Annotated in this window: 20 protein-coding genes; 11 read left to right on the top strand and 9 right to left on the bottom strand. The window is 62.5% G+C overall.

Annotated features, from left to right (window positions below):
• Positions 1 to 199: 199 nt before the first annotated feature.
• The 4 genes from G7020_RS11205 to G7020_RS11190 form a co-directional block, all read right to left on the bottom strand.
• Positions 200 to 610, bottom strand: coding sequence for a Spy/CpxP family protein refolding chaperone (locus G7020_RS11205; protein ID WP_181084578.1), 411 nt, complete (start codon positions 608 to 610; stop codon positions 200 to 202).
• 131 nt (positions 611 to 741) lie between these two features.
• Positions 742 to 1,419, bottom strand: a complete 678-nt coding sequence (locus G7020_RS11200) for a response regulator transcription factor (RefSeq protein WP_181084394.1) — start codon at positions 1,417 to 1,419, stop codon at positions 742 to 744.
• Between the two features lie 20 nt (positions 1,420 to 1,439).
• The gene (locus G7020_RS11195; protein WP_181084392.1) at positions 1,440 to 1,826 is read right to left on the bottom strand and encodes a hypothetical protein; all 387 of its coding nucleotides are present in this window, start codon (positions 1,824 to 1,826) and stop codon (positions 1,440 to 1,442) included.
• Positions 1,827 to 1,905: 79 nt separating this feature from the next.
• On the bottom strand, positions 1,906 to 2,205 hold the full coding sequence (locus tag G7020_RS11190; protein ID WP_181084390.1) for a YciI family protein: 300 nt from the start codon (positions 2,203 to 2,205) through the stop codon (positions 1,906 to 1,908).
• Between the two features lie 404 nt (positions 2,206 to 2,609).
• Here G7020_RS11190 and G7020_RS11185 point away from each other — a divergent pair, with 404 nt between their 5' ends.
• The 11 genes from G7020_RS11185 to rluB all read left to right on the top strand — a co-directional run bounded on the left by G7020_RS11185 (position 2,610) and on the right by rluB (position 13,860).
• Positions 2,610 to 3,476, top strand: coding sequence for a PHP domain-containing protein (locus G7020_RS11185; RefSeq protein WP_181084388.1), 867 nt, complete (start codon positions 2,610 to 2,612; stop codon positions 3,474 to 3,476).
• Positions 3,477 to 3,489: 13 nt separating this feature from the next.
• The gene (locus tag G7020_RS11180; protein ID WP_181084386.1) at positions 3,490 to 4,113 is read left to right on the top strand and encodes an L-threonylcarbamoyladenylate synthase; all 624 of its coding nucleotides are present in this window, start codon (positions 3,490 to 3,492) and stop codon (positions 4,111 to 4,113) included.
• A 56-nt stretch (positions 4,114 to 4,169) separates the two neighbouring features.
• On the top strand, positions 4,170 to 5,375 hold the full coding sequence (locus G7020_RS11175) for a tryptophan--tRNA ligase (RefSeq protein WP_181084576.1): 1,206 nt from the start codon (positions 4,170 to 4,172) through the stop codon (positions 5,373 to 5,375).
• Positions 5,376 to 5,421: 46 nt separating this feature from the next.
• On the top strand, positions 5,422 to 6,240 hold the full coding sequence (locus G7020_RS11170; protein WP_258189309.1) for a segregation and condensation protein A: 819 nt from the start codon (positions 5,422 to 5,424) through the stop codon (positions 6,238 to 6,240).
• Between the two features lie 25 nt (positions 6,241 to 6,265).
• Positions 6,266 to 7,006, top strand: a complete 741-nt coding sequence (scpB, locus tag G7020_RS11165) for an SMC-Scp complex subunit ScpB (RefSeq protein WP_181084384.1) — start codon at positions 6,266 to 6,268, stop codon at positions 7,004 to 7,006.
• A gap of 4 nt (positions 7,007 to 7,010) precedes the next feature.
• On the top strand, positions 7,011 to 8,840 hold the full coding sequence (gene edd / locus G7020_RS11160) for a phosphogluconate dehydratase (protein WP_181084382.1): 1,830 nt from the start codon (positions 7,011 to 7,013) through the stop codon (positions 8,838 to 8,840).
• Positions 8,837 to 9,808: a glucokinase gene (locus G7020_RS11155; protein ID WP_181084380.1), complete on the top strand. Its 972-nt coding sequence runs from the start codon at positions 8,837 to 8,839 to the stop codon at positions 9,806 to 9,808. The genes edd and G7020_RS11155 overlap by 4 nt, the downstream gene beginning before the upstream one ends.
• A 51-nt stretch (positions 9,809 to 9,859) precedes the next feature.
• Complete coding sequence (gene zwf, locus G7020_RS11150; protein WP_181084378.1) at positions 9,860 to 11,329, top strand: glucose-6-phosphate dehydrogenase; 1,470 nt, start codon at positions 9,860 to 9,862, stop codon at positions 11,327 to 11,329.
• Positions 11,316 to 12,029 carry a 6-phosphogluconolactonase gene (pgl, locus tag G7020_RS11145; protein ID WP_181084376.1) on the top strand — a complete coding sequence of 238 codons (714 nt, stop codon included), beginning with the start codon at positions 11,316 to 11,318 and terminating at the stop codon, positions 12,027 to 12,029. Before zwf ends, pgl begins: the two co-directional genes overlap by 14 nt.
• Before the next feature lie 19 nt (positions 12,030 to 12,048).
• The gene (locus G7020_RS11140; RefSeq protein WP_181084373.1) at positions 12,049 to 12,693 is read left to right on the top strand and encodes a bifunctional 4-hydroxy-2-oxoglutarate aldolase/2-dehydro-3-deoxy-phosphogluconate aldolase; all 645 of its coding nucleotides are present in this window, start codon (positions 12,049 to 12,051) and stop codon (positions 12,691 to 12,693) included.
• 99 nt (positions 12,694 to 12,792) lie between these two features.
• A complete protein-coding gene (gene rluB / locus G7020_RS11135) occupies positions 12,793 to 13,860 on the top strand; it encodes a 23S rRNA pseudouridine(2605) synthase RluB (RefSeq protein WP_181084371.1) in 1,068 nt (355 codons plus the stop codon).
• Between the two features lie 69 nt (positions 13,861 to 13,929).
• Here rluB and G7020_RS11130 read toward each other — a convergent pair whose 3' ends face one another.
• The 5 genes from G7020_RS11130 to G7020_RS11110 all read right to left on the bottom strand — a co-directional run bounded on the left by G7020_RS11130 (position 13,930) and on the right by G7020_RS11110 (position 18,720).
• Positions 13,930 to 14,859 carry a GGDEF domain-containing protein gene (locus G7020_RS11130; RefSeq protein ID WP_181084369.1) on the bottom strand — a complete coding sequence of 310 codons (930 nt, stop codon included), beginning with the start codon at positions 14,857 to 14,859 and terminating at the stop codon, positions 13,930 to 13,932.
• Positions 14,860 to 15,067: 208 nt separating this feature from the next.
• A complete protein-coding gene (locus G7020_RS11125) occupies positions 15,068 to 15,808 on the bottom strand; it encodes a YciK family oxidoreductase (protein ID WP_181084367.1) in 741 nt (246 codons plus the stop codon).
• A 68-nt stretch (positions 15,809 to 15,876) separates the two neighbouring features.
• Positions 15,877 to 16,548 (bottom strand): N-acetylmuramic acid 6-phosphate phosphatase MupP, encoded by a 672-nt coding sequence (gene mupP, locus G7020_RS11120; protein ID WP_181084365.1) that lies wholly within the window; start codon positions 16,546 to 16,548, stop codon positions 15,877 to 15,879.
• Complete coding sequence (gene ubiG / locus G7020_RS11115) at positions 16,548 to 17,246, bottom strand: bifunctional 2-polyprenyl-6-hydroxyphenol methylase/3-demethylubiquinol 3-O-methyltransferase UbiG (RefSeq protein ID WP_181084362.1); 699 nt, start codon at positions 17,244 to 17,246, stop codon at positions 16,548 to 16,550. The genes mupP and ubiG overlap by 1 nt, the downstream gene beginning before the upstream one ends.
• A 142-nt stretch (positions 17,247 to 17,388) precedes the next feature.
• Positions 17,389 to 18,720 (bottom strand): TRZ/ATZ family hydrolase, encoded by a 1,332-nt coding sequence (locus G7020_RS11110; protein ID WP_181084572.1) that lies wholly within the window; start codon positions 18,718 to 18,720, stop codon positions 17,389 to 17,391.
• Between the last annotated feature and the right edge of the window lie 431 nt (positions 18,721 to 19,151).

Below are 19,151 nucleotides of genomic sequence, written 5' to 3'. Positions count from 1 at the left end.
GGCGCTTTGTAGGCCGGGTTACGCTTCACCAACCCGACGAGCGAATGATCGAACACCACCGAGGTAAGCGCTTTATCTGTCGTGGCTCTGTGGTTGTCTGCAAGCATGCCCGTCGGATTACGCCTTCGGCTAATTCGACCTACGCAAGTTGGAGCTTCGTAGAGTGGAATCGCCGAAGGCGCTTGCTTCTTCCCGTTCTTCAGTTCTTGCTGTCGCGCTCGGCTTTCCACTGCTTGAATTCAGCACGTTCGGCGCGTTTGGCTTCCATTTTCTCGTGCATTTCGTCGAACTGCTTCTGCTGTTCGGGCTTGAGCAGGTCGCGAATCTTCTTGTGGGTTTCCTGCTTGCTGTTCTTCAGTTCATCCTGCATGGCCTTGCGCTCGGCTTCGGGCAGTTTGTCCAGGTAGCGCTGGGTAATGTCGTGGCGGCTCTTCATCTGTTCGCCCATCAGCTTGCGCATGTCGCGCTTCTGTTCCTTGCTGAGGTCGAGTTGCTCGAACATGTGCGGCGCGCGCTTGCCGCCGTGATGGTCATGACCGGCGCCGGGCATCGCCAGGGCGACGGCAGGGAGGGCGGAAGCGAAAGCGAGTGCGATAAGGGTTTTGCGCATCATGAGAACTCTCCTGTGTATGGATGCCGGCCTGTATGCGAGCGGTGTGTCTGCCCTTGACCGGATGAGCTCAGTTTAGGCAGCGCAAGGTCAAGGGCGGTCAGGGCAGGGTAAAGGCTCGGTAAAGCCGCTCAGGAAGCGTAAAGGTAACCGCGGCTGCGCAGGGCGACGATGCGCTGGCGCCCGTCCGGGTGCGGTCCGAGCTTGCGCCGCAGGTTGCTGACATGCATGTCCAGACTGCGGTCGTAGAGGGTCAGTTTGCGCCCGAGGGCCAGTTGCGCCAGCGCCTGTTTGTCCATGGGTTCGCCAGGCTGGCCGAGCAGCGCTTCGAGGATGCGACCCTCGGACAGCGTCAGCGTCACTTCATGTTCACCGACGTTGGCCACGCCGCGCGCCGGGCTGTAGCACAGATCGCCCAGTTCCAGCTGGCTCGGCGTGCTGGCCGGCTGGCTGCGACGCAGGACGGCCCGCAGGCGCGCGGTGAGTTCGCGTGGATCGCAGGGCTTGGCCAGGTAGTCGTCGGCGCCCAGTTCCAGCCCGAGGATGCGATCCAGTGGCTCGCCACGACCGGAGAGCATCAGCACCGGCAGTTCGGGATATTCGCTGCGCAACTGCTTGAGCAGTTCCAGCCCGCTGCCGTCGGGCAGCATCACGTCGAGCACCACCGCGCTGGGCTGGTGCTCGGTCAACGCCACCCTGGCACTTTGGCCGTCATGGCAGGCGTGGGCGACGAAACCTTCCTGGGCCAGCCAGCTGACCAGTAGCTCGCAGAGTTCCTGGTCATCGTCTATCAGCAGCAGTTCGCTCATGCATCCGCTCGTATGGGTTTTCAGTTCAACCATTGCCGGCGGCGACGGCTGCGCGTGGTCAGTACGCCCAGCAGGAACCCCAGCACTCCGACACCGCCGCCAATGGCAAACCATTGCTGCTGCTCGTTCAGCAGTTGCGGCTGCGATTGTGACTGTATCTTCGCCTGTTCCTCATGCAACTGCATGCGCAGGCGTCGGTTTTCCTGACGCAGTTGCGCCAGCTGCATCTGATCGACGTTGATGGCCGGGTCGCGGCTGCCAGGCTCGGCACGCTGCGGTTCGTTTTCGGTCGAGGGCTGTCCTGGTTCGAGCTGAGGCTCGGTGGGAGCGGCAGTTTCTTCCTGGGCATGCAGCAGGGGTGAGGCAAGACACAGAACAAGCAGCAGGGACAGCGAACCTTGGCGCATCGGAACTCCTCTTTCCTTTTCTTTTTATGGGCCGTGGAAAGCCACGGCCTGACAGATACATGACGACCTCAGGTGATACTCAGGGATAAACCTGCTTGAACGGCTTTACGATGACCGGACCATAAACGCCGGCGGCCTTGTAGGGGTCGGCCTCGGCCCATTGCTCGGCGGCCTGCAGCGATTCGAATTCGGCAACCACCAGGCTGCCGGTGAAACCGGCGGCGCCGGGATCATTGCTGTCGATGGCCGGGTGCGGACCGGCCAGAACCAGGCGGCCTTCGCTCTTGAGCTGGTCGAGGCGCGCCAGGTGGGCCGGGCGTGAGGCCAGGCGCTGTTGCAGCGAGTCGGGCAGGTCGGTGGCGATGATGGCGTAGAGCATGGTATCTCCTGTGATCGTTCAGGTTCGATTGTATGTACTGCTGATGGCAGTTGGACAGCGGTGCCCATGATGTGCCGAACATGAGGCTTTTTGCCAATGAAATGGCATGTGCCTGTCTTGTTCGCCTTCAAGCTGGCTTTGCAAATGCGGCTCATGAAGCGCTGATTCGTTCATGGAGAGAGCCACAGGCATGGACTGGCGGCATAATACGGAAACTGTATTTTTGGCGGAACATTATTGAGCCGTTGAGCGCTCAGTGTTTTCGGTGGCGATGTCCGCGTTGCCTGCGAGTGTCAGCGACGGCTACGGCTACGGCTACGGCTACGGCTACGGCTACGGCACGCGCGCAGGCAGTGGTGGTCGAATATTGCCTACCGCCACCTCTCTGGAGAATGAGCACCCGAATGATTGTCGATCTGCATTGCCACAGCACCGCCTCCGATGGTGTTCTGGCGCCTGAGGTACTGGTCGAACGGGCGCATGCGCGCGGGGTCGAGCTGCTCGCGCTGACCGATCACGACACCCTCGAAGGGCTCGATGCGGCCCGTGCCGCTGCCGACTCGCTGGGTATTCGCCTGGTCAACGGGATCGAGCTGTCCTGCTTGTGGAATGGCGCGACCGTTCATATTCTCGGCTATGCCTTCGATCGTGAGGCGAATGCGCTGAAGCAAGCCATTGCCCGCTTGCGTGATGGCCGCTGGCAGCGGGCCGAATCGATTGCCCAGCGCCTGGCGGCCAAGGGCATGCCGGGCGCGCTCGAAGGCGCGCGGGCCGTGCAGCAGGAACTGGGCGACAGTGGCAACGCGCCGGCGCGCCCGCACTTTGCGGAATTTCTGGTGCGTGCCGGGCATGTGCGTGATCATGCCGAGGCGTTTCGCAAATGGCTCGGATCGGGCAAGCTCGGCGATGTGAAGCAGCACTGGCCGAGCCTCGACGAAACGCTGAAGACCTTGCATGAGGCGGGTGCCTGGATCAGTCTGGCACATCCCTGGCAATACGATTTCACCCGCAGCAAGCGGCGTCGGCTGGTGATCGATTTCGTCCAGGGCGGTGGCCATGCGCTGGAAGTGGTCAACGGCATGCAACCGCTGGAACAGGTGGGCGGGCTGTCGATTCTGGCGCGGGAGTTCGGTCTGATGGCCAGTATCGGCAGTGATTTTCATGCGCCTGGGGACTGGTCGGAACTGGGGATGTATCGCGCGTTGCCGGACGATCTGCAGCCCATCTGGAGGCATTTCGATCATGAACCAGACAAGTCTTTTGCCCGCTGAACAGGGAGTCGTCGTGAGCCAGTTCTTTCAGATCCATCCGGAAAATCCCCAGGTCAGGCTGATCAAGCAGGCTGTGGAGATCATTCGCCAGGGCGGCGTGGTGATCTACCCGACCGATTCTTCGTATGCCATCGGCTGCGCCATGGGCAACAAGGCGGGTATCGAGCGCATCCGTCGCCTGCGCCAGCTGGACGACAAGCACAATTTCACCCTGGTCTGCAGCGATCTGTCCCAGCTCGGCCTGTTCGCCAAGGTCGATACGGCAGCTTTCCGCCTGCTCAAGGCGCATCTGCCCGGTCCCTACACCATCATCCTCAGCGCGACCCGTGAAGTGCCGCGCATGCTGCTGCATCCCAAGCGCCGCACCATCGGCCTGCGGGTACCGCAGCTGCCCATTGCCCAGGCCCTGCTCACCGAACTGGGCGAGCCGCTGATGAGCGTCAGCCTGATCCTGCCGGGTGAAACCGAACCGATGAGCGATCCCTATGAAATGCGCGATGTGCTCGAACGTCAGGTGGATCTGATCATCGACGGAGGCTACGGTGGCGCCGAGGCCTCGACCGTCATCAGCCTGGTCGACGGCGATCCCGAAGTGGTGCGTGTCGGGTGCGGCGACCCCGCGCCTTTCTCCTCCTGATATCGCTCCTTTCACTTGCCCTTGCAGATACAACGAAGGAAACCCTTTTGAGCTTCATGGATTCGCAGCGACGTGTGGTTTCGGGGATGCGCCCCAATGGCCGGCTTCACCTGGGCCACTATTACGGCGTATTGAAGAACTGGGTCAGGTTGCAGCATGAGTACCAGTGCTTTTTCTGCATCGTGGATTGGCATGCGCTGACCACCGATGCCACCACGGGCAGTGATATTTCCCGGCATACATATGACATGGCCATCGACTGGCTCGCCGCCGGCGTCAGCCCGAGTTCGGCGACACTGTTCGTCCAGTCCCAGGTGCCCGAGCATGCCGAGTTGCATCTGTTGCTGTCGATGATCTGCCCGCAGGGCTGGCTTGAACGGGTACCGTCCTACAAGGATCAGCAGCTCGATGCGCAGCACCGGGAGCACGCCACTTACGGTTTCCTGGGTTATCCGCTGTTGCAGGCCGCCGATATCCTCGCCTATCGCGCAGGCCTGGTGCCGGTGGGTGCGGACCAGCTGCCGCATATCGAGTTCGCCCGTGATGTAGCCCGGCGCTTCAACCATCTGTACGGTGGTGAAGAGGATTTTCAGGCGAAGGCGGAAGCGGCGGTGCGCAAGCTTGGCAAGAAAAGCTCCAGGCTCTACGCCAGCCTGCGCAAAAGCTATCAGGAACAGGGCGATCTGGAGGCGCTGGAGACGGCCCGCGCGCTGCTCAAGGATCAGCAGACCATCACCATTGGCGACCGCGAACGCCTGTTCGGCTATCTGGAAGGTGAGGGCAAGGTGCTGCTGCCCGAGCCGCAGGCGCTGCTCGGTGATACGCCGAAGCTGTCGGGTCTCGATGGTGGCAAGATGTCCAAGTCCAGCAACAACTCCATTTTCCTGCGCGATACGCCGGTCGAGATCGAAGAAAAGATCAAGCGCATGCCCACCGATCCAGCACGGGTGCATCGCCACGATCCGGGCGAGCCGACCCGTTGTCCGGTGTGGCAGATGCATCTTGTCCATTCAGGCGAGGATGTCTGCCAGTGGGCGGAGCAGGGTTGCCGCAGCGCCGGGATTGGCTGCCTGGAATGCAAGGCGCCGCTGATCGAGGCGATCAGGCTTGAACTCGCGCCTTTGCAGGAGCGCGCGCTGGATTACGAGCAGAACCCGGACCTGGTGCGCAGCATTCTCGCCGAGGGCGCCGAACAAGCCCGTGATGAAGCGCGCGAGACGCTGCTGGTGGTGCGCCAGGCCATGGGGCTGAACTATCGATAGCAACAGTTCGACAGCAGCAACGCCACCATCGCTGTCAGGAGAGAGCATGCAGCAAACCCAGGCCGAGGCCGTCGACACCCTGCCCGGTGAGCAGTTGCGGCTGGCGCTGGTCTACGGCGAGGCGTTCAATGAACTGCCGCAGGATCTCTACATTCCGCCCGATGCCCTCGAGGTGTTTCTCGAAGCCTTCGAGGGGCCGCTGGACCTGCTGCTGTACCTGATCCGCAAGCAGAACATCGACATTCTCGACATTCCCGTGGCGGAGATTACCCGGCAGTACATGGGCTATGTCGAGCTGATGAAAAGCGTGCGCCTGGAGTTGGCCGCCGAGTATCTGGTGATGGCTGCCATGCTGGCCGAGATCAAGTCGCGCATGCTGCTGCCGCGTTCGGTGGAGGTCGAGGAGGATGGGCTCGATCCGCGCGCCGAGCTGATCCGCCGTTTGCAGGAATACGAGCGTTTCAAGGCCGCGTCCGAGGATCTCGATGGGTTGCCGCGTGTCGGTCGCGAACTGCATGTGCCACGCCTGGAAGCCCCCGAGGCGCGGGCGCGCAAGCTGCTGCCCGACGTCAGCCTGGAGGAGTTGCTGGTTTCCATGGCCGAGGTGCTGCGCCGCGCCGACATGTTCGAGAGCCATCAGATCAGCCGTGAAGCGCTCTCCACCCGCGAACGCATGAGCCAGGTGCTGGAGCGCCTCAAGGGTGGCGCGTTCGTGCCCTTCGTCGCATTGTTCAGCGCCGAAGAGGGGCGGGCTGGGGTGGTGGTCACCTTCATTGCGGTGCTGGAGCTGATCAAGGAATCGCTGGTCGAGCTGGTGCAGAACGAGGCTTTTGCGCCGATCCATGTCCGGCTTCGCACCGAATGACGGCAACCGAAGAAGGAGTCAGGCTGTGAATCTTTCCGAACCCAAGGACCTTGCCGCGCTGCTGGAAGCCCTGCTGTTGGCCTCCGGCAAGCCCATGACCATCGAGCGCATGGGCGAACTCTTCGAGGACGCCGAACGCCCCTCGACGGCGCAGTTGCGCAAGGCGCTGGAGGTGCTCGACAAGTCCTGCAAGGGCCGTGCATTCGAGCTCAGGGAAGTCGCCAGCGGCTACCGTCTGCAGGTGCGCGAGCGCTTCTCGCCCTGGGTCGGTCGGCTCTGGGAAGAGCGGCCACAGCGTTATTCGCGGGCGTTGCTGGAAACCCTGGCGCTGATTGCCTATCGCCAGCCGATTACCCGTGGAGAGATCGAGGACGTGCGCGGCGTGGCGGTCAACAGCCAGATCGTCAAGACGCTGCTGGAGCGCGAATGGGTGCGCGTTGTCGGCCATCGCGAGGTGCCGGGGCGACCGGCGATGTTCGCCACCACCCGGCAGTTTCTCGACCACTTCAACCTGAAGAATCTCGATGAGTTGCCGCCGCTGGCGGTGCTGCGCGAGATGGAGCCCGCGCCGTTGCCGCTGGATGAGGACGAGGCGCCGGTACCCGATGGGCTGCAGGCGCGCGCCGACCTTGCCGCACAAATGCAGACGCCAGATGAGAAGCCCAGCTTCCGCAGCCTGCTGATGGAACTGGACAACATGGAAAGTGGCCTGAAGACTGACTTCGACGATTTGCCTGACGAGGCTCAAGCCACAGACCGGGAGTAACGCCATGCACGCGCAGATTCAACAGGTTACCGAGCGTTTGATCGAGCGCAGCCGGCCCACGCGACAGCGCTATCTGGCGATGATGGCCGCGGCGGCCAGCGAAGGGCCGCAGCGCGGCAAGCTGCAATGCGCCAACTTCGCCCACGGCGTGGCCGGTTGTGCCTCTGTGGAAGACAAGCAGCGCCTGCGCCTGATGAACGAGGCCAACGTGGCCATCGTCTCGGCCTACAACGACATGCTCTCGGCGCACCAGCCCTACGAGCACTTTCCCGAAATCATCAAGCAGGCGCTGCGTGAGGTCGGTTCGGTGGGGCAGTTCGCCGGCGGTGTGCCGGCCATGTGCGACGGCGTCACCCAGGGCGAGGCGGGCATGGAGCTGAGCCTTGCCAGCCGCGAAGTGATCGCCATGGCGACGGCCATCGCCCTGTCGCACAACATGTTCGATGCGGCGTTGTACCTGGGCATCTGCGACAAGATCATTCCGGGGCTGATGATCGGCGCCCTGCGCTTCGGCCATCTGCCGGCGGTGTTCGTGCCGGGCGGGCCGATGCCGTCGGGCATTCCCAACAAGCAGAAAGCCGAAGTGCGCCAGCTCTACGCCGAAGGCAAGGCCAGCCGCGATGAGCTGCTGGAATCGGAAATGCTCTCCTATCACAGCCCCGGCACCTGCACCTTCTATGGCACCGCCAACACCAACCAGGTGGTGATGGAAATCATGGGGCTGCACCTGCCAGGCTCTTCGTTCGTCAATCCCTATACGCCGCTGCGCGACGAGCTGACCCGCGAAGCCGCACGGCAGATCACGCGCATGACGGCGCAGGCCGGCAACTATGTGCCGCTGTGCCGGATCGTCGACGAGAAGGCCATCGTCAATGCGGTGGTGGCGCTGAGTGCCACCGGCGGCTCGACCAACCACACGCTGCATATTCCGGCATTCGCCCAGGCGGCGGGCATTCAGCTGACCTGGCGGGACATGGCGGATATCTCGGCGGTCACGCCGCTGCTGGCCAAGGTCTATCCCAATGGCCAGGCTGATGTGAACCATTTCCATGCCGCCGGTGGCGTGCCCTTCATGGTACGCAGCCTGCTGGATGCGGGGCTGCTGCATGAAGACGTGCAGACGGTGGCTGGCCAGGGCCTCAGACGCTACACACAGGAGCCGTTCCTCGACGAGGGCCGGCTGGTCTGGCGTGAAGGGCCGCAGCAGAGCCTCGATGAAGCGATCCTGCGTCCGGTACAGCAGCCTTTCTCAGTGGAAGGCGGATTGCGGGTACTGGAAGGCAACCTGGGGCGCGGCGTGACCAAGATTTCCGCCGTGGCGCCGGAGCATCTGCTGGTCGAGGCGCCGGCACGAGTCTTCAGCGACCAGGGTGAGCTGGCCCAGGCTTTCCAGGCGGGCGAGCTGGAGCGGGATTTCGTCGCGGTGGTGCGCTTTCAGGGGCCGAAGGCCAACGGCATGCCGGAGCTGCACAAGCTGACGCCTTTTCTCGGTGTGCTGCAGGATCGCGGCTACAAGGTGGCGCTGGTCACCGATGGGCGCATGTCCGGTGCGTCGGGCAAGGTGCCGGCGGCGATTCACCTGAGCCCCGAGGCGCTCGATGGCGGCCCGCTGAGCCAGGTGCGCGACGGCGATATCATCCGGGTCGATGGCGTCACGGGGCAGTTGCAGGTGCTGGTCGATCAGGCCGAGTTCGACAGCCGCGAGCGGGTCTTGCCACCCGCTGACCTCGGTATCGGCTGTGGCCGCGAGTTGTTCGGTTTTCTGCGGGCCTCCTTCAGTCCGGCGGAGCAGGGCGCCAGTGTCTTCACAGAAGGGCTGGAGATGCTCAAGTGAAGGTGGCGCTGGTCGGCGATATCGGCGGCACCAACGCCCGCTTCGCCTTGTGGCGTGAGCAGCGCGTGGAATCGGTGGGGGTGCTGTCGACCCTCGACTACGCGCGACCGGAGGACGCCATCCATGCCTATCTAGGCAACATCGGGCTGGACGTCGAAGCCCTCGGGACGGTTTGCCTGGCGTGCGCCGGGCCGGTGACCGGGGATGAGTTCCGCTTCACCAACAATCATTGGCGCTTCAGCCGCAAGGCCTTCAGTGACACCTTCGGCCTTGATGAGCTGCTGCTGATCAACGATTTCACCGCCATGGCGCTGGGTGTGACCCGGCTGGGCGGTGAGGCGCTGGTGAAGGTCTGCGCGGGGCAATCGGACTTCAGCCTGCCGCGTCTGGTGATCGGCCCCGGCACCGGCCTGGGCGTCGCCACCCTGGTGCCTCTGGAGGATGGCAGCTGGCGGGCCTTGCCGAGCGAGGGCGGGCACGCCTGCCTGTCCGTGGGCAGCGCCCGCGAGGCCGCCATCTGGGCGCGCCTGCATGAAAGACTCGGACATGTGAATGCCGAGGCCGTGCTCAGTGGCGGCGGCCTGCTGCAGCTGTATCGAATCAGTTGCGAACTGGATCAACGGGTGCCGGAACTGACTTCGCCCGCTGAAGTGACCGCAGCCGCGCTGGCCGGTGATGCCTATGCGGCTGCGGTGCTGGAACAGTTCTGCGTCTGGCTGGGTCGGATAGCCGGTGACAAGCTGCTCACCACCGGCGCGCGCGGCGGGCTGTATATCGCGGGTGGCGTGGTGCCGCGTTTCGTCGAGTTCTTCCTGAACAGTGGCTTTCGTCAGGGGCTGCGCGACAAGGGCTGCATGAGTCGGTACTTTGACGAGGTGCCTGTCTGGCTGGTGACCGCCGACTATCCGGGCCTGCAAGGCGCGGGCGTCGCGCTGCAGCAGTCGCGGTGTGCGAAGCGACACCGCTGAATCCGGCAAGCGCCACCTGCCCGCGATCCGTCAATTGCTCAGAAGGAAGTCATGCCTGCCATTACCGTTGAAGCCACGACCTTTGCCTTGTTCGGCGCGCTGGGCGATCTGGCGTTGCGCAAGCTGTTCCCGGCGCTCTACCAGCTGGATCGGGCGGGTTTGCTCAATGACGGCACGCGTATCCTGGCGCTCTCCCGCGAGCCGGGCGAACCCTCTGCGTACCTGGAACGCATCACCCAGGCTCTGCGTCGCCACGTTCCTGCGGCGCAGCTGGACGAGCAGGCCCTGGAACGCTTCCAGGCGCGCTTCGCATGCCTGACCATGGATTTTCGCAATGCCGAGGATTATGCGACGCTGGCCGCCAGCGTCTCGCCCGACATGCCGCTGATCGCCTATTTCGCGACGCCCGCGGCGGTCTATGGGGCGATCTGCGAGCATCTTTCCACGGCGGGGATGGCCGGGCAGACCCGGGTGGTGCTGGAAAAACCCATCGGTCATGACCTCGAATCCTCGCGGGTGATCAACGAGGCCGTCGCCCGGCATTTTCCCGAGACGCGCATCTACCGCATCGACCACTACCTCGGCAAGGAAACGGTGCAGAACCTGATCGCACTGCGCTTCGCCAACAGCCTGTTCGAGACGCAGTGGAATCAGCACCATATCTCCCACGTCGAGATCACCGTCGCCGAGACGGTCGGCATCGAGGGGCGCTGGGGCTATTTCGACCAGGCCGGCCAGTTGCGCGACATGATCCAGAACCACCTGCTGCAACTGCTCTGCCTGATCGCCATGGACCCGCCCAGCGACCTCACCGCCGACAGCATTCGCGACGAGAAGGTCAAGGTGCTCAAGGCGCTGGCGCCGATTCCCGTGGAGCGCCTGGGCCAGCAGGTGGTGCGCGGTCAGTATGTGGCCGGCTCTGTGGCGGGCAAGGCCGTGCCCGGCTATCTGGAGGAAGAAAACTCCAACGCCCGGAGCGGTACCGAAACCTTCGTCGCGCTACGCGCCGATATCTGCAACTGGCGCTGGTCCGGCGTGCCTTTCTATCTGCGCACCGGCAAGCGCATGGGGGAGAAGGTTTCGCAGATCGTCATCCACTTCAAGGAGCCGCCGTTCTATATCTTCGCGCCGGAACAGCGCTCGCTGATCAGCAACCGGCTGATCATCCGCCTGCAACCGGATGAAGGCATCTCGCTGCAGGTGATGACCAAGGAGCAGGGCCTCGACAAGGGCATGCACCTGCGCAGCGGCCCCTTGCAGCTCAACTTCTCCGAAACCTACCAAAGCTCGCGAATTCCCGATGCCTATGAGCGCCTGTTGCTGGAAGTGATGCAGGGCAACCAGAATCTCTTCGTGCGCAAGGATGAAGTCGAATACGCCTGGAAATGGTGCGACCAGCTCATCGAAGGCTGGTCGCGCATCGGCGATGCGCCGAAAGCCTATCCCGCCGGCTCCTGGGGGCCGGTGGCATCCATTGCATTGATCACTCGTGACGGAAGGTCCTGGTATGGCGATCTCTGAACTCGAACTGCCCTCCGGCGTGCTGGCGCACAGCCTGACGAGCCCTGAACAACTGGCGCAGACACTGGCCGAACGGGTGGCCGGGGCGCTGGATTACGCGGTTACCACCCACGGCAGCGCCAGTCTGGTGGTGTCCGGCGGGCGCAGCCCGATCGCCTTCTTCGAGGCGTTGTCCGTGCGTGAGCTGGACTGGAAGAAAGTCCAGATCAGCCTGGCGGACGAGCGCTGGGTCGAGGGCGACGATCCTGACAGCAATGAAGGCCTGCTGCGCCGGCATCTGCTGCGCCATGCGGCGGCTGAAGCCGAGTTGCTCGGGCTCTACCAGCCTGCCGAAAGCCTGGAAGAAGCCGCCCGCCTGGCAGGCGGGACGCTGGAGCGGCTCAAGCGGCCCATCGACGTGCTGGTGCTGGGCATGGGCAACGACGGCCATACGGCCTCGCTGTTTCCCGACAGCCCGCTGCTGGTGCAGGGACTCGATGCCGAGGGCACGCAAGCCTGCCTGCCGATGCTGGCCCCGGTGGAGCCCCGGCAACGCATCAGCATGACGTATGCATTGCTGGCATCCGCGCGGGTTCAGTGCCTGTCGATCCAGGGTGAGGAAAAGCTGGAAACCCTGCGTCAGGCCATGCAGGTGGAGCCCGCGCAAATGCCCATCCGTGCATTCCTGCACGCCCCACTGGAAATCTACTGGTGCCCATGACGGCCCCGAGGAACAGCCCATGAACATGGACCAGAAAAATGCCTTGCTGGATATCATCTGCACCGAGGCGCGCATTCTGCCCGTCATCACCATCGGCAGCGAGGCGCAGATTCTGCCGCTGGCCGATGCCCTGGCTGCCGGTGGCCTGAAGACGCTGGAAATCACCCTGCGCTCGGCGCATGGGCTGACCGCCATCCGTCGCCTGCGCGAAGAGCGCCCCGAGCTGTGCATCGGCGCCGGTACGGTGCTCGACAAGCGCATGATGGATGAGGTCGAGGCCGCCGGGGCGCAGTTCATCGTTTCGCCGGGATGCACGGATGAGCTGCTGCAGGCCGGTGTGTATTGCTCGGTGCCGCTGCTGGCCGGGATCAGCAGCGCCTCGGACATCATGCGTGGCTATGGGCTTGGCTATCGCCGTTTCAAGCTGTTTCCCGCTGAGGTATGTGGCGGTGTTGCGGCGCTCAAGGCGTTGGGCGGTCCGTTCAGCGACGTGCGTTTCTGCCCGACCGGCGGCGTCAATGCGGGCAATGCGGCGCAGTATCTGGCGCTGCCCAACGTCATGTGTGTCGGTGGCACCTGGATGATCGATGGCGCTTCGCTGAAGAGCGGCGACTGGGCAGCCATCGAGCGTGCAACAGCCGAAGCGCTGGCGGCGCTGGGCTGAGCTAGGCTGATTTTTTTATTGGCCCGATAGTGCTTGAGTGAGGCAGCGCGTATAGTGCGCGGCCTTTCTATCGGAACTGCCACACCGGGAGGTGCCCAGATGACCGAACACGAAGATTCAACCCCTCATATTGCCCACGGCGAAAAGCTGCAGAAGGTTCTGGCCCGTATCGGCCTGGCTTCTCGGCGCGACGTGGAAAGCTGGATTGCCGCTGGCCGGGTCAAGGTCAACGGCGCTGTCGCGACGCTCGGTCAGCGAGTCGATCTGCACGACGCCATCGCCGTCGACGGGCGTCTGCTCAAGCGCGAAGAAACGGCTGAAGTGGTCCGCCGCGTGCTGATCTACAACAAGCCCGATGGCGAGATCTGTACCCGCGACGACCCGGAAGGTCGCCCGACCGTATTCGACCGGCTGCCGCGCCCGAAGGAAGGCCGCTGGATCAATATCGGGCGCCTCGATATTAACACCACCGGTCTGCTGCTGTTCACCACCGATGGTGAGCTGGCCAACCGCCTGATGCATCCTTCCTACGAGATGGACCGCGAGTACGCGGTGCGGGTGCGTGGCGAGGTCGATGACGAGATGATCGAGCGCCTGAAGACGGGGGTCATGCTCGAAGACGGACCGGCACGCTTTACCGATATCCAGCAGGCGCCGGGTGGTGAAGGTTTCAACCACTGGTATCACTGCGTGGTGATGGAGGGCCGCAACCGCGAAGTGCGCCGTCTGTGGGAGTCCCAGGGGCTGGTGGTCAGCCGTCTGAAGCGGGTGCGCTTTGGTCCGGTGTTCATGACCTCGGACCTGCCGATGGGGCGTTGGCGCGAGATGACCCAGAGCGAAGTCAATATTCTCAGCGAGGAAGTCGGTCTCAAGCCGGTGGCCCTGCCGGAAATGAAGGCCAAGGCGAAAGAGAAGATCGAGCGCATGCAGCGCAAGGCGAGCAAGCCCGTCGGGCGGGGTGAGCGGCGTCCGCGTGTGCTGCGTCCTGCCGAGGGTGGCGCCGCTGAGAAGGGGCGCGAGCCACGTGCCGAGCGGCCCGTGCGCAAGCCGCGTGATACGGATGAGCGCAGCAATCCGAGTCGGGGTACGCCGGTGGCGGAGCGTCCGAATGCGGGCGGTCGAGGTCGCGGCAAGCCTTCGGGACGACCGGGCCCCAAGCGTCCGTAACGTCTGTCGTGAAATAAAAAGAGCGAGCCGGTGACGGTCTCGCTCTTTTTTATGACTGCAGCGCGGCGCTCAGGCTGCGGCGAAACACAGGCGGTTGCGACCGCTGCGCTTGGCTTCATACAGCGCCTGATCGGCGCGTTGCAACAATGCGTGCTGGGACTCGCTCGGGTGGTATGTGGCACAGCCGAGGCTGGCTGACAGCTGTATGGTTTTCTCCCCAATCAGCAATGGCAGCTTCTCGATGGCCAGACGGATGCGCTCGCCGACGCGGGTGGCCGCTTGCGCGTCTGTATTGGCCAGCAGCAGAACGAATTCCTCGCCACCGAAGCGGAAGACCATGTCGATATTGCGCAGCTGTTCCCTGAGCAACAGGGCTACGGCACGCAGGGCCGCATCTCCGGCGTGATGGCCATGGGTATCGTTGAGGTGCTTGAAGTGATCCATGTCCAGCATGATCACCGAGAGTGCCTGGCCGTAGCGCCGCGACATCTCGATTTCCCGGTTCAGAGCCTGTTCAAGCGCCACGCGGTTGCCGGCTCCGGTCAGGGAGTCTTTCAACGAGGCCTGTACGGCGCGCCGGTACAGCAGTGCATTGCAGAGCGGAAAGAGCAGACAGCCGATGGTTTTTTCCAGCTGCTCCAGTGTCGCCTCGGAAAGGGCCGTGCGGCTGTACAGGCTGAGTTCGCCAAGGCTCTCGCCATGATGGGACAGCTGGTAGCTGATGCAGCACGGCTCGACTTCGCCCAGTTGCAGATGGAAATCCGTGCCGGCATGACGGTAGACCAGTGCATCCAGCGGGATCAGGGGGCGGATTTCGCTGAAGAAGAATCCCAACAGCCTGTCCAGTTCCAGGCTGGTCTGCAGGCGTAGCGTAAGGTTGCGCAGCAGATCGGTGAGGCTGGGCGTGCGGACCGATGATTGTCCGAGCGGTCCTGGATTCAGCCGGGTGACGACTGCGGTATTGATATCGATGGCACTATTGTTCTGCTGCGGCAGCATGGTGGAACCCCCGAAACGCAATGGCGTTAATGAGGGCTCTATAGCGAATTCGATGCCAAGTTAACTTTTTCTTTTGTTATCAATAAGTTAGAGATTATGATCGAGCGCTTTGGTGGCTTTTCGCCATTTAGGTGGCAGATCGCTGCCGCTTTGTGCGATCCGCCACCTTGAAGGTGTCATAAAGTCGACGTTTTATGTGTGCGGTGGATTACTGAGCGTTCAGTGCCTGTCCATTGACGCCCTTACTGTCCGGCCCCATGAGATAGAGGTAGACCGGCATGATGTCCGCAGGCAGCGGATTGACCGCCGGATTCTCGCCTGGATAGGCCTTGACGCGCATATCGGTACGCGTTGCGCCTGGGTTGACGCTGTTGCTGCGTACCGTGGTGATATCGTCCAGTTCATCGGCCAGAACCTGCATCAGGCCTTCGAGGGCGAACTTGGACACCGCATAACCGCCCCAGTAGGCGCGGCCTTTTCGCCCTACGCTGCTGGAGGTGAAAACGACCGAAGCGTCGCTGGAGAGTTTGAGCAGCGGTAGCAGCGTGCTGGTAAGCATGAAAGCGGCGTTCACGTTGACCTGCATGACGCGCATGAAGTTTTCACCGGTCAGCTGTTCGATCGGCGTGCGTGGGCCGATGATTCCGGCGTTGTGCAGCAGGCCGTCCAGTCGACCGAACTCGCGCTCGATGGTGGCTGCCAGTTCGTCGTACTGATGTGGCAGGGCGGTTTCCAGATTGAGCGGAATCACCACGGGCTGGGGCCAGCCGACGGCTTCGATCTCGTCATAGACCCTGTTCAGGTTCTCTTCATTCTTGCCCAGCAGCAGCACGGTCGCGCCATGCGCCGCATAGGCCTTTGCAGCGGCTTCACCAATTCCACGGCCCGCGCCGGTCACCATGATGATCCGACCTTCCAGCAGGTTGGGTCGGGCTGAATACTCGAACATCTGAAGCCTCGTACAGTCAGGATGTGGGCAGGTCGCCCATGAATGTTGTTGGAGCCCGTGTGGCAGGGTTAGTGGTTGTCTGCCGCGCGATTGAGTATTGCGCGCAGCTCCAGTGGGTGATCGATGACCAGATCCGCCCCCCACTGGTCCGGGTTGTCCTGGGGGTGAATATAGCCATAGCGCACAGCCGCCGTTCGACTGCCCGCTGCGCGCCCGGATTCTATGTCGCGCAGATCATCGCCCACGAACAGAGTGGTCGAGGGCGCGAGCCTCAACTGGCTGCAGGCCAGTAGCATGGGTTCCGGGTCGGGTTTGCTCTTGCTGACATGATCGGGGCAGACCAGCACCGCAGAGCGAGTACTGAGCCCCAGTTGCTGCATGATGGGCTCGGCAAAGCGCAGGGGCTTGTTGGTCACGACGCCCCAGAGCAGGTCCGCCTCTTCGATGTCGCTCAGCAGCTGTGCCATGCCGTCATACAGCCGGCTTTCAACCGCGCAATGCTCCTGATAGCGCTCCAGAAATTCCAGTCGCAGGGTTTCGAATTCGTCGGACAGTGGGTCGACATCGAACGCGCTGAGCACCATGGCCCGCGCCCCGCCGGAGACGACGTCACGAACCTGCTGATCGGGAATACGCGAAAGCCCGCGGGCCAGACGCATGGCCTGGGCCACGGCGATGAAGTCGGGCGCGGTATCGAGCAGGGTTCCGTCCATGTCGAATAAAACGGCACGAAGGTGCATCAGGCCTCCCGCAGTGTCTGAACCATGTAGTTCACATCGACGTCCGGTGACAGTTTGTAGTCCTTGGTCAGCGGGTTGTAGGTCAGGCCGATGATGTCCTTGACGGCCAGGCCCGCTTCGCGGCTCCAAGCGCCGAGTTCGGAAGGGCGGATGAACTTGCGGTAGTCGTGTGTGCCGCGTGGCAGCATCTTCAGCACATATTCCGCGCCGATGATGGCCAGGGCATAGGCTTTGGGATTGCGGTTGATCGTCGAGAAGAATACCTGGCCACCCGGTTTCACCATCTTGTAGCAGGCGCGGATGATCGACGCCGGGTCTGGGACATGCTCAAGCATCTCCAGGCAGGTCACCACATCGAACTGCCCGGGGCACTCCTGGGCAAGGGCCTCAGCGGTGATCTGTCGATAATCGACTTCCAGGCCCGACTCCAGCAGGTGCAGGCGTGCGACCGAGAGAGGCGCCTCGCCCATGTCTATGCCGGTAACCGTCGCGCCGCGCTGGGCCATGGCTTCACTGAGGATGCCACCGCCACAGCCAACATCCAGCACCTTTTTGCCGGCCAGCGAAATGTGCTCGTCAATCCAGTTCACGCGTAGCGGATTGATTTCGTGCAGGGGCTTGAACTCGCTTTCGCGGTCCCACCAACGGTGTGCGAGCGCTTCGAATTTGGCGATTTCGGCGTGATCGACGTTGCTCATAATCTGTTCCGTATGAAAGCGTGAAGGGGAAGCTTGAGCTGCAAACGCTCATGTTGCCAGCTTCCATCAGACGAAGGGGCTTCGGCGAAGCGTCTTCTGCATGTCAGTTTGTCGCGGTATTGCATGGCGTTATGGGTGTCGCTCAGTGTTTGGCGCCTATCCTGCGTCCCCATTCCTGGGCGGTTGCGATGATGCGTTGTTCGTCCATGCGCAACAATTGGCGATCCCTGAGCAGCTGTTTGCCACCCACCCATAGGTGCCGCACGCAATCCCGCCCGCCTGAGTAGATCAGCTGCGATACGGGATCATAAACGGGCTGCTGGGCGAGGCGGGACAGGTCGAATGCCACCATGTCGGCGAATTTGCCGATTTCCAGCGAGCCGGTGTGATCGTCGAGGCCGAGCGCCCTTGCTCCATTGAGTGTGGCCATGCGCAATGCACGGTGTGCATCCAGTGCCGTGGCCGATCCCGCAACGGCCTTTGCCAGCAGCGCTGCCGTGCGCGTTTCGCCCAGCAGGTCAAGATCGTTGTTGCTGGCGGCGCCGTCCGTACCGATGGCGACGTTGACGCCGGCCTCCCATAACCGCTCGACCGGGCAGAAGCCGCTGGCCAGTTTCAGGTTCGATTCGGGGCAGTGGATGACACTGCAGTTGTGCTCGACCAGCAGGGCCATGTCTTCATCATTTACCTGGGTCATGTGCACTGCCTGAAAGCGAGGCCCCAGAAGTTGCAGGCGAGCGAGGCGGGCCAGCGGGCGTTCCCTTTGTGTACGAATGGCTTCCTGCACCTCATGGGCCGTTTCGTGAACGTGCATCTGAATGCCGGCATCCATCTCTGCTGCGAGTGTGCGGATGCTTTCGAGTTTTCCGTCCGAGAGGGAATAAGGCGCGTGCGGACCAAAGGCTATGCTCAGCCTGGGGTGATGCTTGAGATCGTCGAACATTGCTACGGCCTTGCGCAGCGCTTCGCCGGCATCCCGTGAGTCGGGCGTTGCGCCGTCAAAAATCGTGACGGCTATCTGTGCCCTGACACCGTGCTTGTGAACGAGCTCGCTGACGATTTCAGGGAAGAAATACATGTCGGAAAAACAGGTGACGCCACTTTGTAGCTGTTCGGCGATGGCGAGTTCGCTGCCTGCGCGAACGAAGTGCTCATCGACCCATGTGTTTTCTGCCGGCCAGATGTGCTCGCGTAGCCAGGTCATCAATGGCAGATCATCGGCAAGACCCCGGAACAAGGTCATCGCCGCATGCCCGTGCGCATTCACAAGGCCGGGCGTGAGCAGCATCCCGCTGAGATCGAGGGTTTCCCTGGCAACGTACTTGCCGATTTCCTCGCGAGGAGCAATCAGGGCGATTCGTCCATCGCGGATGCCAAGTGCATGATTCTTCAACACAACACCGGCTGGCTCTACCGGTACCAGCCAGGTAGGTAATAGAAGCAGGTCGAGAGGTTCTGAGGGGGTATGCGACATAGAGGTCATCGGACTGATCGGTATGGCCGCCAGTGTAAAGCCTGCGCAAGGCAGTTTGAAGAAAGCAGGAAAAGCGGTAACGAATAAGCGTTGTGCTATATCAAGAAGCGAAGGCTTCAGCTGCATTTCGCTGCTGGCGGAATAAATCTTCAAAAACTCGTTGACGGCTCGTTCTGTGGGCCTATAATGCGCACCTTCTCCGGCGCAGGCCCTTGGCGAAATCTCTTGTAAATCAAGAAGTTAGCTAAAAATAAGGGCTTGCACGGACGGCAAATTCAAGTAGAATGCGCCGGGCTGACAGGGCGGTGGTTGAGTCCTGTTGGTGCTTCGGTCGGTTCGATCGCAAGCGGTTGAAAGAGGTGGTTGACAGCGGTTTTGAACGCTGTAGAATTCGCCTCCCGCTGACGAGAGACGCTGAGTCGATCGACAGC

Source organism: Stutzerimonas stutzeri, from assembly GCF_013522825.1.
Taxonomy (GTDB): domain Bacteria; phylum Pseudomonadota; class Gammaproteobacteria; order Pseudomonadales; family Pseudomonadaceae; genus Stutzerimonas; species Stutzerimonas stutzeri_AK.
The sequence above is the reverse complement of the archived record's forward strand: the minus strand, read 5'-3'. Positions and strand labels throughout refer to the sequence as shown.

Excerpts from the sequence above, each read along its gene's own strand:
- G7020_RS11205 (WP_181084578.1), bottom strand. The coding sequence starts at position 610 with ATGCGCAAAACCCTTATCGCACTCGCTTTCGCTTCCGCCCTCCCTGCC.
- G7020_RS11200 (WP_181084394.1), bottom strand. The coding sequence starts at position 1,419 with ATGAGCGAACTGCTGCTGATAGACGATGACCAGGAACTCTGCGAGCTA.
- G7020_RS11195 (WP_181084392.1), bottom strand. The coding sequence starts at position 1,826 with ATGCGCCAAGGTTCGCTGTCCCTGCTGCTTGTTCTGTGTCTTGCCTCA.
- G7020_RS11190 (WP_181084390.1), bottom strand. The coding sequence starts at position 2,205 with ATGCTCTACGCCATCATCGCCACCGACCTGCCCGACTCGCTGCAACAG.
- G7020_RS11185 (WP_181084388.1), top strand. The coding sequence starts at position 2,610 with ATGATTGTCGATCTGCATTGCCACAGCACCGCCTCCGATGGTGTTCTG.
- G7020_RS11175 (WP_181084576.1), top strand. The coding sequence starts at position 4,170 with ATGGATTCGCAGCGACGTGTGGTTTCGGGGATGCGCCCCAATGGCCGG.
- G7020_RS11170 (WP_258189309.1), top strand. The coding sequence starts at position 5,422 with ATGCAGCAAACCCAGGCCGAGGCCGTCGACACCCTGCCCGGTGAGCAG.
- edd (WP_181084382.1), top strand. The coding sequence starts at position 7,011 with ATGCACGCGCAGATTCAACAGGTTACCGAGCGTTTGATCGAGCGCAGC.
- zwf (WP_181084378.1), top strand. The coding sequence starts at position 9,860 with ATGCCTGCCATTACCGTTGAAGCCACGACCTTTGCCTTGTTCGGCGCG.
- pgl (WP_181084376.1), top strand. The coding sequence starts at position 11,316 with ATGGCGATCTCTGAACTCGAACTGCCCTCCGGCGTGCTGGCGCACAGC.
- G7020_RS11140 (WP_181084373.1), top strand. The coding sequence starts at position 12,049 with ATGAACATGGACCAGAAAAATGCCTTGCTGGATATCATCTGCACCGAG.
- rluB (WP_181084371.1), top strand. The coding sequence starts at position 12,793 with ATGACCGAACACGAAGATTCAACCCCTCATATTGCCCACGGCGAAAAG.
- G7020_RS11130 (WP_181084369.1), bottom strand. The coding sequence starts at position 14,859 with ATGCTGCCGCAGCAGAACAATAGTGCCATCGATATCAATACCGCAGTC.
- G7020_RS11125 (WP_181084367.1), bottom strand. The coding sequence starts at position 15,808 with ATGTTCGAGTATTCAGCCCGACCCAACCTGCTGGAAGGTCGGATCATC.
- mupP (WP_181084365.1), bottom strand. The coding sequence starts at position 16,548 with ATGCACCTTCGTGCCGTTTTATTCGACATGGACGGAACCCTGCTCGAT.
- ubiG (WP_181084362.1), bottom strand. The coding sequence starts at position 17,246 with ATGAGCAACGTCGATCACGCCGAAATCGCCAAATTCGAAGCGCTCGCA.
- G7020_RS11110 (WP_181084572.1), bottom strand. The coding sequence starts at position 18,720 with ATGTCGCATACCCCCTCAGAACCTCTCGACCTGCTTCTATTACCTACC.